The following is a 16,707-nucleotide window of genomic DNA, read 5'->3' as shown; positions in this document are numbered from 1 at the left end:
GCGGCATCAGGTCACTGCGTTCCGATTCGAAAAGACCGGGTCGCGATAGGTGCCGGTTATGAGCAGGTCGCGCAGTTGATCTCCTGCGCGCGCGATGTCCTCGAAACCGAGATAGAGCGGGGTCAGCCCGAACCGCAGGATATCGGGATCGCGAAAATCGCCGATCACGCCACGGGCGATCAGGGCCTGGCACAGCGCATGGGCCTCGGGATGACGAAAGCTGATGTGGCTGCCGCGCTGCGCCGCATTGCGGGGCGAGACGCACTCCAGCCCGAGGTCGTCGCCGATCGCGGCAAAGGCGTCGAACAGCGCGGCGCTCTTGGCCCAGACCCTGTCGGCCGGCACGGCGGACCAGATGTCCACGCCGGCCTCCAGCGCAGCGAGGCCCAGGATCGGCGGCGTTCCCGTCAGCCAGCGAGTCATGCCTGGCGCCGGGCGATAGCCGTCCTCGAACTGGAACGGCGCGGCATGGCCCATCCAGCCCGACAGGGGGTTGGTCAGCCTTTCCTGCCATTGGCGGTTCACATGCAGGAAGGCGGGCGCACCGGGACCGCCGTTCAGATATTTATAGCCGCAGCCGACCGCGAGATCGGCGCCGGCCCCGTTAAGGTCGACCGGTACCGCCCCCGCGCTATGGCTGAGATCCCACAGGACGAGCGCGCCGGCGGCGTGCGCGCGCTCGGTCCAGGCGGCCATGTCGAACCGCTCGGCGGTCTTGTAATGGACATGGGTGAGCAGCAGCAGCGCGGTGTCGTCGCCCAACGCCGCGCCGATCGCCTCGCGCGGCACCGCCTTCAGGGTCGCGCCGGGCACGCAGGCAACCGCGCCTTCCGCGATGTGCAGGTCAGTCGGGAAATTGCCGAGCTCGCTCACCACCACGCTGCGCGCCGGGTCGAGCCTGAGTGCCGCGACGATCAGCCGGAACAGATTGGCCGAGGTCGAATCGGCGACGATCACTTCGTCCGCCTCGGCGCCGATCAGCGGGGCGATCTTCGCGCCGATCCGGCGCGGTGCCTCGATCCAGCCCTCGTTCCAGCTCCGGATCAGCCGCTCGCCCCATTGCCGCTCGACCATGTCGTCCAGCGCCGTGATGGTGGCACGGGGCAAGGGGCCGAGCGAATTACCGTCGAGATAGATCACTCCCTCGGGCAGCGCGAACCGGTCGCGGAACCCGCGCAGGGGATCGGCGGCGTCACGCGCCAGCGCATCGTCCAGCGTCACTGGTCGAACGCCGCGCGGATCAGCCGGCGGGTTTCGAGCCAGGCCGACGTGTCGGGCGTCACCAGCTCGACATGGCCAGTCGCGGGCACGAAATGCAGCGCGACCGGATCGCCGGCCTGTTTCGCCCGGGCTTCATAACCGGTGGCGAGCCTGACCGGGATGATGCGGTCCTCGCGGCCATTGACGAGGTCCTGCGGTACCCCGATCGGCAGCAGGCGTGGAACCGAGGTGTCGGCATAGACGTCAGGCCGGGTGCCCGGCGCGCCGACGAGCTGGGCGACGACATCGACGCCGCAGCCATTGTCGGGGCTTGCGGCGGTTGCTTCGAGATCGGGAAGGCCGCCCAGGCTGATGACATGCGCGATCAGGAGCGGTGCGGCGGCCCACAATGGGCTGGCGTTGGGAAGCTTAGGCCGCGCGGCGAGCCACAATGCGAGATGGCCGCCGGCGGAATGACCGACCGCGACGATCCGCCTGGTATCGAGGTGAAAGCGTTCGGCGTTTGCGGCGAGCGCGTCGGTCGCTGCGCCCGCATCCAGAAAGGTGCCCGGATAACCGCCGCCCGGACGGTCCACGCCGCGATAATCGATGTTCCACACCGCGATCCCGTGATTGCGGAGATCTCCGGCGATCCAGTTCATCAGGCTGCGATCGGCGATGCTCGTCGTCCAGCAGCCACCATGAACCATCAACACCGTCGGAAAGGGTCCTTTGCCGGCGGGCAGCCAGACATCGACCTTCTGCATCTCGTCGCCACCATAGGCGATCGTCGCGTCGGGTTTGGGTCGGGGACGGGCCGAAAGATCGTCCCAGGTGAGCAGGGGAGGGTCGGTCGCGGTCATCACCGCGGGGATCAACGCGAGAAGCGCGATCGAGGCAAGCCGTAACATGCTCCCCCGATACGCGCTTCACACCATACTGTCCAAGCCGGTCGCCTCAGGCGGCAGGCTCGCACGCTGCCTTGTCGCGCTGGCTCCGGCGGACGAGCCAGGGCGCCTCGAACTGATAGGCGGTGAGCTTGTCGAAGGTCTCGGCCACGGCGCGAACCAGCTTATGGATCGCACTGCTCAGCTGGCGGTGATTTTCGGCCCAGGCCTGGCTATGGAAATCGTCGCGCATCGCCATTCTCCTCTTTGCTCTGGCGTTGACCACAGGATGGTTATGCGTCCGTTCGTAACGCGACGCCAACAAATCATTGGACATGATCCATAAGGCTGCCTTATTCGTCAGACATGCGCCGCATCCCCCCTCTCTCCGCCGTTCGCGTGTTCGAGGCCGCCGCGCGGCACGAGAATTTCACGACCGCCGCGGCGGAACTCGGCATGACCCAGGCAGCGGTCAGCTATCAGGTGAAGCTGCTCGAGGAGCGGCTCGGCGTGCCGCTGTTCCGCCGGGAAAAGAAGCGCGTCGTGCTGACCGAGGCCGCACGACGCATCGCGCCGCAGGTCGGCCGCGCCTTCGATGCGCTCGATTCGGCCTTCGCCACGATCCGCGCCGAGGATGAGGGGTTGCTGACCGTTTCCACCTCCAACACATTCGCCAATACCTGGCTGGCCTGGCGGCTCGGCAGCTTCCAGATGGCGCATCCCGACATGGCGGTGCGCCTGCTGACCAGCGACGCCCTGTCCGATTTCGCCACCGACGATGTCGACATCGCGATCCGCGCCGGCCGGGGCCCCTGGCCCGACCTGTCACAGGACCTGCTGCTCCCGATCGATTTCACCCCCATGTGCAGCCCCGGTTTCCTCCGGCGCCATGGCCCGAGCTTCGAGCCGGCGGATCTGCTGCGCCTGCCGCTGATCAGCCCGCACGACCCCTGGTGGTCGCATTGGCTGAGGGAGGCCGGGGTCGATGCGCCGGACACGCTCCCCCGGCCCGGCGTCAGGCTCGATTCCCAGGCGCATGAGGGGCACGCCGCGATGGCGGGGCAGGGCATGGCGATGCTCACGCCCTTTTTCTGGCGCAACGACCTGGCCGAGGGGCGGCTGGTGCGGCTGTTCGACCAGGTCTCGACCCGTGGCTACGCCTATTGGCTGGTCTGCCCGGAACCGCGGCGCAGCGTGCCCAAGATCAAGCGATTCCGCGAATGGCTGCTCGCGGAGCTTGCCCGCGACCTCCCCAGTCCAGTCTGACGACGATCGCGTGTGACGGTAGCGTCAGCGGACTCGGCCTGCTAACCGGGGGCCAATGCCTACCGACATCCTAGAGCCCGATCCCTTCAATGCCATTGTCGACGCGCCGTTCGACAGCGCCTTGTCCGAGCGATATCTCGTCTATGCGCTGTCGACGATCACCGCGCGCTCGCTGCCGGATGTCCGCGACGGGCTGAAGCCGGTGCACCGCCGCCTGTTATGGGCGATGCGGCTGCTGCGGCTCGATCCGGCGCAGGGCTACAAGAAATGCGCGCGCGTCGTCGGCGACGTGATCGGTAAATATCATCCGCATGGCGACCAGTCGGTCTATGATGCGATGGTCCGCCTCGCCCAGAGCTTCGCCATGCGCTATCCACTGGTCGACGGTCAGGGCAATTTCGGCAATATCGATGGCGATAACGCCGCTGCCTATCGCTATACCGAGGCACGGCTGACTCAGGTCGCGATCGACCTGATGGACGGCCTCGACGAAGACGCCGTCGATTACCGCCCGACCTATAATGGCGAGGAGCAGGAGCCCGAGCTGTTCCCGGGCATGTTCCCCAACCTGCTCGCCAATGGCGCGGCCGGCATTGCAGTGGGCATGGCGACGAGCATCCCGCCGCACAATGCCGCTGAATTGTTCGAGGCGGCGATCCTGCTGATCGACCAGCCCAATGCGAGCGACGCGCAGGTGCTGGAGCATGTCACCGGCCCCGACTTCCCGACCGGCGGCCTCGTCGTCGACAGTGCGTCGGCGATCGCCGAAGCCTATGCCACCGGGCGCGGCGGTTTCCGCGTCCGCGCGCGCTGGCATGTCGAGGATCAGGGGCGCGGCACCTGGAACGCGATCGTAACGGAAATTCCGTACGGCGTGCAGAAGGGCAAGCTGATCGAGCAGATCGCGACGATCATCAACGACAAGAAGCTGCCGATCCTCGCCGATGTCCGCGACGAATCCGATTCCGAGGTCCGCATCGTCATCGAACCGCGCAGCCGCACGGTCGACGCGACGATGCTGATGGAAAGTCTGTTCCGGATGAGCGACCTGGAGAACCGGGTCAGCCTGAACCTCAACGTGCTGGACGCGCGCCGCACGCCGCGCGTGATGTCCCTGCGCGAAGCGCTGCTCGGCTGGGTCGATCACCAGTTTATCGTGCTCCAGCGCCGCACCGCGCATCGGCTTGCCAAGATCGCCGACCGGATCGAGCTGCTCGACGGCTATATCATCGCTTTCCTCAATCTCGACCGGGTGATCGCCATCATCCGTACCGAGGACGAACCCAAGCCGGTGATGATCGCCGAGTTCGAACTCAACGACCGCCAGGCCGAGGCGATCCTCAATATGCGCCTGCGCTCGCTGCGCCGGCTCGAGGAAATGGAGCTGCGCAAGGAACGCGACGGACTGGAAACCGAGAAGGCAGGACTGGAAGCCTTGCTCGGCAGCGACGCGCGCCAGCGCACCCGGCTCAAGCGCGATTTCGGCAAGCTGCGCGACCGCTATGGCCCCGAGACAGTGCTGGGCAAGCGGCGCACCACGATCGAGGAAGCCGCGCCCGCCCGCGAGATTCCGCTCGAGGCGATGATCGAGCGTGAGCCGATCACCGTGATCCTGTCGCAGCGCGGCTGGATCCGGGCGATGAAGGGCCATATCGAGCCCGCCGCCGCGGCCGAACTGAAGTTCAAGGAAGGCGATGCACCCTTCCTGCATTTTTCGGCGCAGACCACCGACAAGATCCTGCTCGCGGCCGAGAATGGGCGTTTCTACACGCTGGCGGCGGACAAGCTGCCCGGCGGACGCGGCTTTGGCGAGCCGGTGCGCGCGATGATCGACCTCGACGGCGATGTCGGGATCGTCGAGCTGATGCCGGCGAGCCGGACGGAGAAGCTGCTGGTCGTCGCGACGGACGGGCGCGGCTTCATCGTCAAGACGGCGGATACGATCGCCGAGACGCGCAAGGGCAAGACGGTCGTCACGCCGCGCCTCGGTGCGAAGCTCAAGGTCGTCCGGCCGGTCGATCCCGAGGCGGACTATGTCGCGGCGATCGGTGACAATCGCCGGATGCTCGTCTTTCCGATCACCGAGCTGGCCGAACTGGCCCGCGGCCAGGGCGTCCAGTTGCAGCGTTATCGCGACGGCGGCCTGTCCGATGCGATCACCTTTATCTTCGCCAATGGGCTGAGCTGGGCGATGGGTGGCGAGACCGGGCGGACGCGGACCGAGACCGATCTCGCGCCGTGGCGCGCGGCGCGGGGCGCGGCGGGGCGCATGCCACCCACCGGTTTCCCGCGCGACAATCGCTTCTGAGGCAAAGGAGCCGGCGCGCTTATCCGCTGCCGGCGGAGCGCAGGGCTTCCTCGGCCGCCGCGTCGGCGATCTGATTGACGCGCGCGGCATCGGGGAAGCCCTCCGCGATCCACTGCTCTTCCACCAGACGGAGCGTTCTCGCGACCTCGGGCCCCTTGCTCAGCCCCCGTTCGACCAGCGCCCCCCCCGTCAGCGGCAGGGAAGGGGCCTTCCATTCGATCAGTGATGCAGCCTCGTCCTCGGGCCGATCCGACAGCAACAGCCGGTCGATCGCCAGATCGGCGCCGATCCGATAGCCGATCACCGTCGCTGGTTCGGTTCCGGCCGGTTCGGTGGCGCTGATCAAGCGGCGCCGCTCGACCTTGGACAGCTTCAATCTGGCACCGATATCGTCCGCCACCCGTGCGTCGGCCGGAATCAGTGCCGCCAGCCGGCGGATCGGGTCAGGCGCGATTCCCGCCGCCGCTTCGCGCTCGGCCAGTCGTTCCAGTCGCCGGACGCTGGTGATCTCCGGCAATACGGGCACGAAGATGCCGCGGTCGATCATCAGCTCGACCACCCTTATTGCGTGCACCGCGACCAGCAGACGCAGCAGTTCGGCGGCGATCCGTTCGCGCGAGAGCGCCATCAGATCGTTCGCCCGCGCGGAACAGGCGTCGAGCCCGGCCGCATCCGGCGCGTCGCCGAACCGCGCATGGAATCGAAAATAGCGCAGGATGCGCAAATGATCCTCGGCGATGCGCTTCAGCGGATCGCCGATGAAGCGGACCCGCCTCGCCTCGAGATCGTCGATCCCGCCGAAATAATCGAAGATCGCGCCGGTCAGCGGATCCGCATAGAGCGCATTCATCGTGAAATCGCGCCGCGCGGCGTCTTCCTTCCAGTCGTCGGTGAAGGCGACGGTGGCATGCCGCCCGTCCGTCGCGACGTCGCAGCGCAGCGTCGTCACCTCGATCGGCCCGCCCGGCAGCACCACCGTCACCGTGCCATGCGCCAGGCCGGTCGGGACCACCTTGATGCCCTTGTCCTTGAGCAGCGCCATCACCTGTTCGGGCGAATAGGTCGTCGCCAGATCGACATCGGCCACGTCGATCCCCAGCAACGTGTCGCGCACCGCGCCGCCGACGAAGCGCACCTTGCCCTCCGCCGCGCCGAGAACCCGGCAAAGGTCCGTCAGCCCTTCGCGCGTCCGCCATCCGGCGTGGGGTAGGGTCACCCGTTCCATCGCAGCCGCCGGGAAAGGTTGACGATCATCGCGGCGGTCGCGCCCCAGATGCGGTGCCCGGCCCAGTTGATCTCGTAATAATGCCGGTTGCGGCCCTGCCATTCGACAGTAGCCTCGACATGGTTGGCGGCATCGAGCACGAAATCCAGCGGGACCTCGAACACCTGCGCCACTTCGCCGGCACTGGGCACCAGGATCAGGTCGGGCGGGACGATGCCGATCACCGGGGTCACCTCGAATCCGGTGACGGTGCGATAGCGGTCGGCCTCGCCGATCACGAGCACCCGGTCGCGCGGCAACGCGATCTCCTCCTCCGCTTCGCGCAAGGCCGCGTCGATCGCGCCGCTGTCGCCGGGATCGATCCGGCCGCCGGGAAAGGCGATCTGGCCGGGGTGGCGCGACAGGGTATCGGTGCGCTGGGTCAGAATCACGCCGGGCTCGGGGCGGTCGGTCACGGCGACCAGCACCGCCGCGTTCATCAGCGGCGTGGACTGGTCGAGCTCGAGATCGCGGTGATCCCCGGTCAGCAGCACCGTGTCGATGCCATGCCCGGTCTCGAGCGCGTGGCGGAGGCGATCGGCAAGGCTCATTCGGACGGCTCCAGCGGGAAAAAGGCGCCGTTGCTCCACACGCCGGGCGGCACATCGTCGTGCGCCAGCGCCATCGCGGCGAGATCATAATAGACGGAACGCGCGACCAGCGCCTCGAGCCCGCCGCGCACATGCAGATAGGGACGGGGACCGTCCTCGCGCTCCTCGAAGCGCAGCGGATGGTCGCCACCGGCGGTCACCAGGTCGCCGGTGTTCAGCCGGAACGCCAGCCGGGTATCGCGCCCTTCGCCTTCGGCTTTCATCTCGACCGCGACAAAAGGGACGTCCTCCACCGCGATGTCGAGCTTCTCGACCGGGGTGACCAGCACATAGCTGCCATCCGCCTCGCGCCGCAGGATCGTCGAGAACAGCCGGACCATCGCCTGGCGCCCGATCGGCGATCCCTGATGGAACCAGGTGCCGTCGCGCGCGATGCGCATCTCGCTGTCGCCGCAATGCGTGGGGTTCCAGCGTTCGACCGGGGGAAGCTTCCGCTCCTCGGCCAGGCGCGCGATATCGGCGAGCGACAGCGCGGCAAGATCGGGAAGCGGGTCCATCGGCATTGGTTCGCGGTAGGACAGCCCCGCCCGGGCGTAAAGCTCAGGCGAGCGCGGCGACGCGTGGGCCGAGCATCCCCGCGCCCGTCGGCACCGAATCGCCCAGCGCCAGCAGCCGGCGCTGCTCGACTGACCCCGGCACACGCCATTTGGCGGTCCGGTCGGCGGTGAAGCCGAAGAAGCGGCCATAATATTCCGGATCGCCGATCAGCATCAGCGACTCCGCCTCGCCCGTGGCGACCGCTGCGTTCAGCGCGCAGAGCATCAAGTCGCGCCCGATGCCGTCGCGCTGCCGCGCCGGCTCGACCGCGACCGGGCCGACCATCACCAGCGGCACGTCGCGGCCGTCATCGCCGCTGAACAGGATCGGCCAGCACTGGATCGTGCCGACGAGCGCGTCCTGCTCGAACGCGGCGAAGCTCAGCCGGGGAATCGCGGGCATGCCCTCGCGAATCCGATAGGCGGTTCGCTCGTGCCGGTCCGTGCCGAACGCGCGGTCGAGCAACTGCTCCACCGCTTGCGGTTCAACTTCGGAAATCGGCGCGATCCTGATCAATGGAGTGGCTCCTGCGAGTCCCGGCATGGACGCACGGGGCCGCGCGCTTTAGCCTCCGTCAGCCTGAACGCAAGCCGAATTGAGTCGTCCGATGAAGCTGTACGATGCCGAATTCGCCCCAAGTCCGCGGCGCGTGCGCATCTTCCTGGCCGAGAAGGGCATCGAGATCGAACGCGTGATGGTCGATCTGCGCCGGAACGAGCAGCTCGCCGATCCCTATCTCGCGGTCAATCCACGCGGCGCCGTGCCCGCGCTGGAGCTCGACGATGGCGAGGTCATCTGCGAATCGGCCGCGATCTGCCGCTATTTCGAGGCGGTGCAGCCGGCGCCCGCGCTGTTCGGCACCACGCCGCTCGATATCGGGCGAATCGAATCCTGGACCAGGCGAATCGAATCGGACGGCTATGCCGCCGCCGTCTATGCCTTTCGCAACGCGCATCCCGCCTTCCAGGATCGCGCGGCACCCGGCAAATGGCCGGCCATGCCGCAAATTCCGGAGCTCGGCGCGCGGGGCCTCATCATGTGGGGCGCCTTTATCGACTCGCTCGACGCGCGGCTGGCGGATCGGGACTGGATCGCGACCGATGCCTTCAGCTTTGCGGACATCACCGCGCTGGTGACGATCGATTTCGCCCGCGCCGCCAGATTCAAGGTGCCCGAGGGCTGCCGGGCGGTTGCGCGCTGGCATGCGGCGGTGAGCGGCCGGCCAAGCGCCACCGCCTGACGCGGCTTTCCACCGCGCCGCCATCTGCTATGGCGCCGGCCACATTATGAAAGGTCCGCGCTTGGACGATCGTCTCAGCCTTGAAGTGCATGATCTCGAGGTACCGGTCCTGACCGGCATCTATTCCGAAGAAACCCATTTGCCGCAGCCGCTGCGCATCTCGCTGACGGTCGATCTCGATTGTCCCGCGCATTTTGCCCCGGATTCGCCGCTCGGCGCGACCAAGAACTATCTCGATCTGAAGCGCGCGGCGACGACGGCGCTGCCCCCGGGCGTGCATTTCACCCTGGTCGAGGGGGTCGCAGATCATATCGCCGAGACATTGTTCCTGCAGGACCGGCGCGTCGCGCGGGTCAAGGTGAAGATCGTCAAGCTCGCGATCGCCGAGGACGGCGAATCGATTGGCATCACGCTCGTCCGCCACCGGAAATGATCCTGGAGGAAGCCGTTCGCGATTCGCTTGCGACGGTTTCCGGCGCCACCCTGGTCAGCGCCCGGGCCGGGCAGGCGGGGGAGGTCGTCGAAATATTGCGCGGGGCGGAGGGTGAAGTCGTCCTGTTGCTGATCGATTCGTCGATCGCGCCGATCGAGCGTGCCATGCTGCTCGCCGCGATCGGCGCGCTCGCGGTCGAGCTGGCGCCGGATGCCCGAATCGGCGCGATCGACGTGGCGGCTGGCGCCGCGCCGGACGACGTGATCGCCGCGGCCCGGTTTCTCGCCACGGCGCGCTCTACCACGGGCCAGGTGCTGACGGTCGCGGGGTCAGCCTAGCGAGTGCACGGACCGAGCGAGCGAAGCACCAGGCGATAATCCTCGCGCGCGATGGCGGCATCGCTTTCAGCCAGCGACGCGAGGCTGGCGGCGGGCAGGGCCGGCGGCAGCGCGCAGGCGAGGCGGTACCACAACAGCGTATCGCGCGCCGGCGGGCCTGCGCCGTCGCCCACCAGCTCGCTCAGTGCCACCGACCAGCGCGGCGGCTCGCCCTGGCTGCGCTGGATGCCCAGCGAAACGGGCCGTCCGTCAGCGGTGGTGAGGAATATCTGAGTCTCGCCCGAGCCGGGCAGGTCGCCCGTCACATGGAAGGCGTTGCCGATGCCCGTCACCTTGGGCGGGGTATCGGGGCTGAGCGTCTCCTGGATGATTCGCCGGGTCAGCGCGTCGGCCGCGGGCGTCCAGTCGCGCTGAGCGTCAGGCCGTACCAGCTGGACGAGCGCCGGATTGCCCGCGACCGGCCGGGCGAACAGCAATACCCGCAGCTTGCGCAATTTGGGCAGCTGCCCGCGCGCGTTGACCGGCACGTCGAGGACATAGGCGATTCGCTGCGGCGATGCTGCAGCGCCGCGAATCAGTGCCAGGACATCGGCCTCTATATAAAGTCGGGCACTGCCGGTCGCGACGCCTGCCGCATCCGGGCCTTTCAGCCGGGTGGCGCCGCGGATGGTCGCATCGACGATCGTCGGGGACGCCAGGACCAGATCGGCATAGTCCGCGTAAGGTGGTGTAATTACCACCGAATCGGCGGGAATCGGCGGGCGCTGCTGGGCCGGGGCTGCGGTTGCGACGACCGCGAGGGCCACCGCGAGGGCGATTTTGGGAACGGGAATCATCGGCCAAGAGTTAGGCTTTTGTACCGATTTTATACAGAAATAATTCTGCCACGTTGGGTTTGTACGTTTGTTGCGTGAGACAAAGCGTTTGCGTCAGGGTTTGGGGGGTCATATAGGATCGCCCCTGTCCAAGGATACATCAGCCCATGACAGGCGGATCGAACGAACGGACGTTACGGATCGGCGATACGCGTCGTGTACGGATAGAGGAGTTTCGTTTCTGAATGGCTTATGCTGACCGTAATGTAAGCGGCAACCGCGTGGTGGCGATCGTGATCGTGTCGGTGATCGTCGCCGTCATGGGTTACGCCTTCGTCACCGGTCTCACGTACAAGTACGTGAAGGCTATGTCGGAGAAGTTAAAGACCTTCGACGTCGAGGAGCCGCCGCCCCCGCCGCCCGATGAGCCGCCGCCCCCGCCGCCAGATCAGCCGCTCGAGCCGCCCCCGGTCGTCTCGCCACCGCCGATCGTGACGACGAACGCGCCGCCGCAAGTCGTCATCCAGACGGTGCAAACTCCGCCGCCGGTATTCGTGCCGACGCCGGTCGCTGCGCCACCGCCACCGCCGCCGGCCCCGCCACGCGTTTCGCAGGCAGCCGGACTCAAGGGTAACCCGGGCCAGTTCTTCAACAATGATTCCTATCCGTCGGAAGCGATTCGCGCCGGTGCCCAGGGTCGTGTTGTTGCAAGGCTGACCGTCGGTACCGATGGCCGTGTGACCGCGTGCACGATCTCCACCTCGAGCGGTAACAGCTCGTTGGACGATACCACGTGCCGCATCGCGCGGAGCAGGGTGCGCTACACCCCGGCAAAGGACGAGAATGGCCAGCCCATGGTCTCGACCGCCAATCTGCCGGTCAAGTGGGTGCTGCCCGAGGATTGAGGGTAAGAGTCGGCCCGGCGCGTCGTGCCGGGCCGTTTCTCGATGATATGACAGTTAAAAATACAGCCTAGAGGAAACCAACCAAAATGCTCACCACCATCCTTGCGGCCGGCGCCGCAGCAGCCGCCCCCAAGGGCGACAACCCGTACGGTCTGGTCCCCGCCCTTCGTGAAGGCGGCCTGATCTCGCAGACCGTGTTCGGCATTCTCGTGCTGATGCTTTTCGTCTCGCTCTACATCCTCTTCACCAAGCTGTTCGAGCAGCAGAAGGTGATCAACCAGCACAAGCGCGTCAGCGGTGGCTTCTGGAACGCCAGCAGCCTGCGTGAGGCTTCGGCGAAGCTCGAGAAGAACTCGGCCTACAAGCAGATCGTCGATGACGGCCTGTCGGCTCAGGAGCAGCACACCCGCCTGACCGATCCGGTCGAGGCTCACGACTGGCTGCACGGCTCGCTGGCGCGTTCGGAAGCGTCGATCAACTCGCAGCTGAACTCGGGCCTGGCGTTCCTCGCGACCGTCGGCGCGACCGCACCGTTCATCGGCCTGTTCGGTACGGTTATCGGCATCTACCGCGCGCTCATCAAGATCGGCGCTGCCGGTCAGGCATCGATCGACGCCGTCGCCGGCCCGGTCGGTGAGGCGCTGATCATGACCGCTCTCGGTCTGGTCGTCGCCGTTCCGGCGGTGCTCGCCTACAACTGGCTGCAGCGTCGCAACAAGTCGATCGCCGAAGACCTGAACGCGTTCTCGAACGACGTGCTCGGTTACCTGGCGTCGGACGGCGCGGTTCGCCCGGCGGTTGCGGTCCGCAAGGGTGCGGCAGCTCCGGCAGCGAAGCCGGCCGCTGCGACCACCACGGCAGCACGCTGATGACGGGGCGGGGCGGCGCTCATTGGCGTCGCCCCGCCTCCTCGCCGCCGGAGTTTCCCGGTGGCGCAGTTGCAAGGATAGGATAGTCCTCAATGGCAATTAGCGTTGGCGGCGACGGCGCCGAAGAAAAGCCGATGTCGGACATCAACACGACTCCCATGGTGGACGTCATGTTGGTTCTGCTCATCATCTTCCTGATCGCGGTGCCCGTCGTGTTGCAGTCGGTGAAGCTGAAGCTTCCCGATATTCGTTACGACCCCACGACCACGAAGCCCGAGAATGTATCGCTCTCGATCCTGCAGAAGCCCGATGGCACCTGCGGCATCTACTGGGGTACCTCGCCGGTGACTCATACGGAGCTGCTCGATCGCGCGGTGGCGAAGCTGAAGGCCGAGATTGCGCGCCAGGGCGGCGTCGGCAATCCCGATCTCGAACTTCCCGAAGCGCATATCCGCGGTGACGTGAACACGCCGTATCGCTGCGTTGGCGGTGCGATCTACACGATGCAGATGGCAGGCTTTGCCAAGGTCGGCTTCATTTCCGAGCCCCCGCCCGGCGGCAACGCCGAGCGGATGTGACCGGTCAGAGCTTAGGAGTAATTTGATATGGCAATGAGCGGTGGCTCCGATGACGGCCAGCCGATGATGGATCTGAACACGACGCCGCTTATCGACGTCATGCTCGTGCTCCTCATCATGTTCATCATCACCATTCCGATCCAGACGCATGCGGTGAAGGTCGATCTTCCGATCAACGACCCGAACAACCAGCCGCCGCCGATCGATCCGCAGAAGAACAAGGTCACGATCGATCCGGCGGGCACGATCGCCTGGAACGGCGCGCCGGTCGACAAGGTCACTCTCCAGCAATATCTGGAAGCGACCAAGGGCATCAACCCGGAGCCGGAGCTGCATTTCCAGCCGGATCCCCAGGCGCGTTATGCGCGGGTTGACGAAGTTCTTGCGGTCATCAAGCGCTCCGGCGTGACCAAGCTCGGGTTCATCGGCAACGAGCAGTATCGCAACGACTTCTGATCGATCTGATCGAACGAAAGCGGGAAAGGGCGGTCCTCAGGGACCGCCCTTTTTTTGTTGCCTGAAAACCCGCGCTGCATCTGTAACCGTTCTGTCGCAAAACTGTTGCGGCAGAGTCATTGAAGTGACACAACAGTGTCATAAAAATGAAACCTTTCGTGGAAAGGTCGGTAAGGAGAAGAACAATGCGTATCGGTTTTGGAGTGCTGATTGCCGGAATTGTCCTGGCTGGTGCGGGCAGCGCAGCTGTCGCGAGCGACCGCACCGGATTCAGCGCGATCAAACAGGGCGATTTCAATACGGCTGAGCGAACCCTGCTCGCCGAGCGCCGCATCTATCCCTCACGTCCCGAGCTGATGCTCAACCTGGCAGCGGTCTATCGCAACACTGGCCGGCAGGACGAAGCACGGGCGCTGTATCAGGCGGTCCTGGCTCAGCCGGATGCGCTGATGGACGTCACGGCCGAACGGACGGCCTCGTCCCATTCTCTCGCGAACGCGGGGCTTTCCCTGCTCAACGCGCGGCAAATGTCCTCGCGCTAGGCGTGGCGCATCATGATCGTGCCGGGGCTCAGAGCCTCGGCAGGGTCACGCCGCGCTGGCCCATATATTTGCCGGCTCGGTCGGCATAGCTCGTCTCGCAGGGCTCGTTGCCCTCCAGGAACAGGAACTGGCAGGCGCCTTCGTTCGCGTAGATCTTCGCGGGCAGGGGGGTGGTGTTCGAGAATTCGAGCGTCACATGCCCCTCCCAGCCGGGTTCCAGCGGCGTGACATTGACGATGATCCCGCAGCGCGCATAGGTCGATTTGCCGAGGCAGATCACCAGCACGTCGCGCGGCACCCGGAAATATTCGACGGTCCGGGCCAGCGCGAAGCTGTTTGGCGGGATGATGCAGACATCGGTCTTGCGATCGACGAAGCTGTTCGCCGCGAAGTCCTTCGGGTCGACGATCACGCTGTCGATATTGGTGAAGATCTTGAACTCGTCGGAAACGCGCGCGTCATAGCCATAGGATGACAGGCCGTAGGAGACACAGCCGTCGCGCTTCTGGCCGTCCACGAACGGTTCGATCATGCCGTTGGCGAGCGCCTGCTCGCGAATCCAGCGGTCCGACATGATCGACATAAAACGCCTCCCTTTAGCCGTCCGCTTTCGCGGGAATGGCCGTCCGGGGCAAGACCGATCCGCGCCAAAACGACAACGGCCGACGCGCCTTGCGAGGCGGCCGGCCGTCATGCGTATCGTCAGTGTTTACTGGGTTAGGATGCTGGCGATCAGCCCAGTCGCGACGGCGACGAGCAGATAATCGCCGCTGTTGTTGTTCTCCCGCACCCATTGATACCCGCGCGGCGGCGTGCGCAGGCCGCGACGGTTCCAGTCGCTGACGACATAGCGGCGCTGATTGCGCGCGAGCTTCTGCCCCTTGCGCCATTTGTGGCCGCGCGAGGCGCTGACCTCGTGCCAGGACGGGCGCTGCTGCTGGCCATGCGCCTGCGGATGGGAAGGCTGGCGATGCTGCGCCATGGCCGGCACGCTGACGGACGTGACGAGCAACGCGGCGATGACGCCGGCGCGAAAGATGTTCTTCATGGGGGAGGTTCTCCTGATTGACCTGCTCAATACGACCTCGGGGACAGGACGTTCCAAAAGGCCCGATAGGGCCGTTTTATTTCGCTATAATAATGACATGTGGACGGGCGATCCCGGCAACTGGCGGGGTGGAATTTCGCGAGCCGATGATGTCACGCGAAGGCGCGAAGATTTTGGACGAGGTGTCTCGGGGTTTCTCGGCGCGGCAGACAGTACAACAACCGTGACGCCTGAGGCCGTCGCAGAACAGCAACACCCTGACAGTCAGTCGATTCCCAGATCGCCCGGCCCGAAGGCGTGCGGCAGCAATTCCGACAACAGGTGCCGCTCATGGGCGTCGCCTTCAGCGCCCGCGCACCACACCACGATATCGCGCTTGCCGAGTTGCGCCGCCTCGTTGATCACCTGGCGACAGCGGCCGCACGGCCCCACGGGCTTGGTGCCGGTGGGCTTGCCCGCCGAGTCCATCACGCCGCCGATCACGCCGATCGCGACCACGTCGCGCAGCCGCCCCTGGGCATTGGTCGTGGCGAGCGCGACCGTCTCGGCGCAGAGCGACAGGCCGTAGCTCGCATTCTCGAAATTGGTGCCGGTCACCACGCTGCCGTCGGTCAGCAGCACCGCGGCGCCGACGCCGAAGCGCGAATAGGGGGCATGGGCGTGGAGCGCCGCCTCGCGCGCGGCGGCGATCAGGCGATCGCGCTGGGCGGTCTCGTCCGTCACGGCGCCACCACGTCCCAGCGCACCGGCCCGTCGATCCCGTCGATCCGTCGCATGTCGTTCGCCTGCCACATCCGCCACGGCCTTGCCGTATAATCGGGCGGAATGAAATCCTGCACTGCCCAGATGGTCCGCGGGATCGCGCCGGTCACCTGATAGGCCGCCTCGAACCGCCGGCTGATCTTGATCAGCGCCGGCTTGCCGCTGTGCGCCTCCACCATGGTCAGGAAGCGCCGCAATTCATCCAGCACGACATCGCGCGCCGGCCGGACGCCGCAATCCGGCGCGAAATCGATCTCGACCGCCGGGGGCAGGGCGTCGCTGTCGCGCGGTACCGTGGTGATGAAGTTATTCGCTTGGGCAGCGCCGGGCCGGCACAGCGAATAGACGTGCAGCGCTCCGCGGCGCATGCCCGACGCCTGGAGATCCGACCAGTTGGTCGCGAAGCGCCCGTCGCGCCCGTTGGCACCGTACGTCGCGCGCAAATAGGCGAAATCCGCGCCGCCGGCCTTCACCGTCGACCATTCGACCGCGCCCTGCTGCTCGGATATATCGACGCCCTGAAAATCATATCTGTCGGATGGGCGCCAGGCGCGTGCGCCGATCCAGCCGGCCGTCGCGGCCAGCAACAGGCCGACAGCGACCATCCCGGCGCGCCGCAGCCGGCCGCCCCAGGTGCGCCTGGCCACG

Annotated in this window: 22 protein-coding genes; 10 read left to right on the top strand and 12 right to left on the bottom strand. The window is 66.4% G+C overall.

Annotated features, from left to right (window positions below; genetic code table 11):
• Positions 1–6: 6 nt before the first annotated feature.
• From kynU to ACZ1I5_RS11345, 3 genes are read right to left on the bottom strand one after another with little or no spacing between them, the layout of a single operon-like run.
• Positions 7–1,221, bottom strand: coding sequence for a kynureninase (gene kynU / locus ACZ1I5_RS11355; protein WP_465173793.1), 1,215 nt, complete (start codon positions 1,219–1,221; stop codon positions 7–9).
• Positions 1,218–2,111, bottom strand: coding sequence for an alpha/beta hydrolase family protein (locus ACZ1I5_RS11350; RefSeq protein ID WP_465173792.1), 894 nt, complete (start codon positions 2,109–2,111; stop codon positions 1,218–1,220). The genes kynU and ACZ1I5_RS11350 overlap by 4 nt, the downstream gene beginning before the upstream one ends.
• Before the next feature lie 46 nt (positions 2,112–2,157).
• The gene (locus ACZ1I5_RS11345) at positions 2,158–2,340 is read right to left on the bottom strand and encodes a hypothetical protein (RefSeq protein ID WP_465173791.1); all 183 of its coding nucleotides are present in this window, start codon (positions 2,338–2,340) and stop codon (positions 2,158–2,160) included.
• Positions 2,341–2,453: 113 nt separating this feature from the next.
• On the opposite strand from ACZ1I5_RS11345, the gene gcvA reads away from it, so the two are divergent.
• Positions 2,454–3,353: a transcriptional regulator GcvA gene (gcvA, locus tag ACZ1I5_RS11340; RefSeq protein ID WP_465173790.1), complete on the top strand. Its 900-nt coding sequence runs from the start codon at positions 2,454–2,456 to the stop codon at positions 3,351–3,353.
• A gap of 55 nt (positions 3,354–3,408) precedes the next feature.
• Positions 3,409–5,661 carry a DNA topoisomerase IV subunit A gene (gene parC / locus ACZ1I5_RS11335; RefSeq protein WP_465173789.1) on the top strand — a complete coding sequence of 751 codons (2,253 nt, stop codon included), beginning with the start codon at positions 3,409–3,411 and terminating at the stop codon, positions 5,659–5,661.
• Between the two features lie 19 nt (positions 5,662–5,680).
• Here parC and ACZ1I5_RS11330 read toward each other — a convergent pair whose 3' ends face one another.
• The 4 genes from ACZ1I5_RS11330 to ACZ1I5_RS11315 are packed head-to-tail and all read right to left on the bottom strand — an operon-like array spanning position 5,681 to position 8,589.
• Positions 5,681–6,886 (bottom strand): CCA tRNA nucleotidyltransferase, encoded by a 1,206-nt coding sequence (locus tag ACZ1I5_RS11330; protein ID WP_465173788.1) that lies wholly within the window; start codon positions 6,884–6,886, stop codon positions 5,681–5,683.
• Positions 6,874–7,476, bottom strand: a complete 603-nt coding sequence (locus tag ACZ1I5_RS11325) for a CoA pyrophosphatase (protein WP_465173787.1) — start codon at positions 7,474–7,476, stop codon at positions 6,874–6,876. Before ACZ1I5_RS11325 ends, ACZ1I5_RS11330 begins: the two co-directional genes overlap by 13 nt.
• Complete coding sequence (locus ACZ1I5_RS11320; protein ID WP_465173786.1) at positions 7,473–8,039, bottom strand: DUF1285 domain-containing protein; 567 nt, start codon at positions 8,037–8,039, stop codon at positions 7,473–7,475. Before ACZ1I5_RS11320 ends, ACZ1I5_RS11325 begins: the two co-directional genes overlap by 4 nt.
• Before the next feature lie 37 nt (positions 8,040–8,076).
• Positions 8,077–8,589 (bottom strand): GNAT family N-acetyltransferase, encoded by a 513-nt coding sequence (locus ACZ1I5_RS11315; protein WP_465173785.1) that lies wholly within the window; start codon positions 8,587–8,589, stop codon positions 8,077–8,079.
• Between the two features lie 91 nt (positions 8,590–8,680).
• Here ACZ1I5_RS11315 and ACZ1I5_RS11310 point away from each other — a divergent pair, with 91 nt between their 5' ends.
• From ACZ1I5_RS11310 to ACZ1I5_RS11300, 3 genes are all read left to right on the top strand, one after another.
• The gene (locus tag ACZ1I5_RS11310) at positions 8,681–9,313 is read left to right on the top strand and encodes a glutathione S-transferase family protein (RefSeq protein ID WP_465173784.1); all 633 of its coding nucleotides are present in this window, start codon (positions 8,681–8,683) and stop codon (positions 9,311–9,313) included.
• 61 nt (positions 9,314–9,374) lie between these two features.
• On the top strand, positions 9,375–9,746 hold the full coding sequence (locus tag ACZ1I5_RS11305) for a dihydroneopterin aldolase (RefSeq protein ID WP_465173783.1): 372 nt from the start codon (positions 9,375–9,377) through the stop codon (positions 9,744–9,746).
• A complete protein-coding gene (locus ACZ1I5_RS11300; protein WP_465173782.1) occupies positions 9,743–10,084 on the top strand; it encodes a Rossmann fold domain-containing protein in 342 nt (113 codons plus the stop codon). Before ACZ1I5_RS11305 ends, ACZ1I5_RS11300 begins: the two co-directional genes overlap by 4 nt.
• Here ACZ1I5_RS11300 and ACZ1I5_RS11295 read toward each other — a convergent pair.
• Positions 10,081–10,920 carry a hypothetical protein gene (locus ACZ1I5_RS11295; protein WP_465173781.1) on the bottom strand — a complete coding sequence of 280 codons (840 nt, stop codon included), beginning with the start codon at positions 10,918–10,920 and terminating at the stop codon, positions 10,081–10,083. The genes ACZ1I5_RS11300 and ACZ1I5_RS11295 overlap by 4 nt on opposite strands.
• 224 nt (positions 10,921–11,144) lie before the next feature.
• On the opposite strand from ACZ1I5_RS11295, the gene ACZ1I5_RS11290 reads away from it, so the two are divergent.
• From ACZ1I5_RS11290 to ACZ1I5_RS11270, 5 genes are all read left to right on the top strand, one after another.
• A complete protein-coding gene (locus ACZ1I5_RS11290; RefSeq protein WP_465173780.1) occupies positions 11,145–11,804 on the top strand; it encodes an energy transducer TonB in 660 nt (219 codons plus the stop codon).
• Positions 11,805–11,890: 86 nt separating this feature from the next.
• Positions 11,891–12,673, top strand: coding sequence for a MotA/TolQ/ExbB proton channel family protein (locus ACZ1I5_RS11285; protein ID WP_465173779.1), 783 nt, complete (start codon positions 11,891–11,893; stop codon positions 12,671–12,673).
• 92 nt (positions 12,674–12,765) lie between these two features.
• Complete coding sequence (locus tag ACZ1I5_RS11280; protein WP_465173778.1) at positions 12,766–13,251, top strand: ExbD/TolR family protein; 486 nt, start codon at positions 12,766–12,768, stop codon at positions 13,249–13,251.
• 27 nt (positions 13,252–13,278) lie between these two features.
• Entirely contained in the window at positions 13,279–13,707 is a 429-nt protein-coding gene (locus ACZ1I5_RS11275; RefSeq protein WP_465173777.1) for an ExbD/TolR family protein, read from the top strand.
• A gap of 185 nt (positions 13,708–13,892) precedes the next feature.
• The gene (locus ACZ1I5_RS11270; RefSeq protein ID WP_465173776.1) at positions 13,893–14,249 is read left to right on the top strand and encodes a tetratricopeptide repeat protein; all 357 of its coding nucleotides are present in this window, start codon (positions 13,893–13,895) and stop codon (positions 14,247–14,249) included.
• A 28-nt stretch (positions 14,250–14,277) separates the two neighbouring features.
• On the opposite strand, the gene dcd is transcribed toward ACZ1I5_RS11270, so the two are convergent.
• The 4 genes from dcd to ACZ1I5_RS11250 form a co-directional block, all read right to left on the bottom strand.
• A complete protein-coding gene (dcd, locus tag ACZ1I5_RS11265) occupies positions 14,278–14,832 on the bottom strand; it encodes a dCTP deaminase (protein WP_465173775.1) in 555 nt (184 codons plus the stop codon).
• 126 nt (positions 14,833–14,958) lie between these two features.
• Entirely contained in the window at positions 14,959–15,297 is a 339-nt protein-coding gene (locus ACZ1I5_RS11260; RefSeq protein WP_465173774.1) for an RcnB family protein, read from the bottom strand.
• A gap of 264 nt (positions 15,298–15,561) precedes the next feature.
• The gene (locus ACZ1I5_RS11255; RefSeq protein ID WP_465173773.1) at positions 15,562–16,020 is read right to left on the bottom strand and encodes a cytidine deaminase; all 459 of its coding nucleotides are present in this window, start codon (positions 16,018–16,020) and stop codon (positions 15,562–15,564) included.
• Positions 16,017–16,706: a glycoside hydrolase family 25 protein gene (locus tag ACZ1I5_RS11250; RefSeq protein ID WP_465173772.1), complete on the bottom strand. Its 690-nt coding sequence runs from the start codon at positions 16,704–16,706 to the stop codon at positions 16,017–16,019. Before ACZ1I5_RS11250 ends, ACZ1I5_RS11255 begins: the two co-directional genes overlap by 4 nt.
• Position 16,707 lies beyond the last annotated feature (1 nt).

It is taken from the genome of Sphingomonas sp. BL-S-30 (genome assembly GCF_055521475.1).
The sequence above is the reverse complement of the archived record's forward strand: the minus strand, read 5'-3'. Positions and strand labels throughout refer to the sequence as shown.

Excerpts from the sequence above, each read along its gene's own strand:
- ACZ1I5_RS11350 (WP_465173792.1), bottom strand. The coding sequence starts at position 2,111 with ATGTTACGGCTTGCCTCGATCGCGCTTCTCGCGTTGATCCCCGCGGTG.
- ACZ1I5_RS11345 (WP_465173791.1), bottom strand. The coding sequence starts at position 2,340 with ATGCGCGACGATTTCCATAGCCAGGCCTGGGCCGAAAATCACCGCCAG.
- gcvA (WP_465173790.1), top strand. The coding sequence starts at position 2,454 with ATGCGCCGCATCCCCCCTCTCTCCGCCGTTCGCGTGTTCGAGGCCGCC.
- parC (WP_465173789.1), top strand. The coding sequence starts at position 3,409 with ATGCCTACCGACATCCTAGAGCCCGATCCCTTCAATGCCATTGTCGAC.
- ACZ1I5_RS11330 (WP_465173788.1), bottom strand. The coding sequence starts at position 6,886 with ATGGAACGGGTGACCCTACCCCACGCCGGATGGCGGACGCGCGAAGGG.
- ACZ1I5_RS11325 (WP_465173787.1), bottom strand. The coding sequence starts at position 7,476 with ATGAGCCTTGCCGATCGCCTCCGCCACGCGCTCGAGACCGGGCATGGC.
- ACZ1I5_RS11320 (WP_465173786.1), bottom strand. The coding sequence starts at position 8,039 with ATGCCGATGGACCCGCTTCCCGATCTTGCCGCGCTGTCGCTCGCCGAT.
- ACZ1I5_RS11310 (WP_465173784.1), top strand. The coding sequence starts at position 8,681 with ATGAAGCTGTACGATGCCGAATTCGCCCCAAGTCCGCGGCGCGTGCGC.
- ACZ1I5_RS11300 (WP_465173782.1), top strand. The coding sequence starts at position 9,743 with ATGATCCTGGAGGAAGCCGTTCGCGATTCGCTTGCGACGGTTTCCGGC.
- ACZ1I5_RS11295 (WP_465173781.1), bottom strand. The coding sequence starts at position 10,920 with ATGATTCCCGTTCCCAAAATCGCCCTCGCGGTGGCCCTCGCGGTCGTC.
- ACZ1I5_RS11290 (WP_465173780.1), top strand. The coding sequence starts at position 11,145 with ATGGCTTATGCTGACCGTAATGTAAGCGGCAACCGCGTGGTGGCGATC.
- ACZ1I5_RS11285 (WP_465173779.1), top strand. The coding sequence starts at position 11,891 with ATGCTCACCACCATCCTTGCGGCCGGCGCCGCAGCAGCCGCCCCCAAG.
- ACZ1I5_RS11280 (WP_465173778.1), top strand. The coding sequence starts at position 12,766 with ATGGCAATTAGCGTTGGCGGCGACGGCGCCGAAGAAAAGCCGATGTCG.
- ACZ1I5_RS11275 (WP_465173777.1), top strand. The coding sequence starts at position 13,279 with ATGGCAATGAGCGGTGGCTCCGATGACGGCCAGCCGATGATGGATCTG.
- ACZ1I5_RS11270 (WP_465173776.1), top strand. The coding sequence starts at position 13,893 with ATGCGTATCGGTTTTGGAGTGCTGATTGCCGGAATTGTCCTGGCTGGT.
- dcd (WP_465173775.1), bottom strand. The coding sequence starts at position 14,832 with ATGTCGATCATGTCGGACCGCTGGATTCGCGAGCAGGCGCTCGCCAAC.
- ACZ1I5_RS11260 (WP_465173774.1), bottom strand. The coding sequence starts at position 15,297 with ATGAAGAACATCTTTCGCGCCGGCGTCATCGCCGCGTTGCTCGTCACG.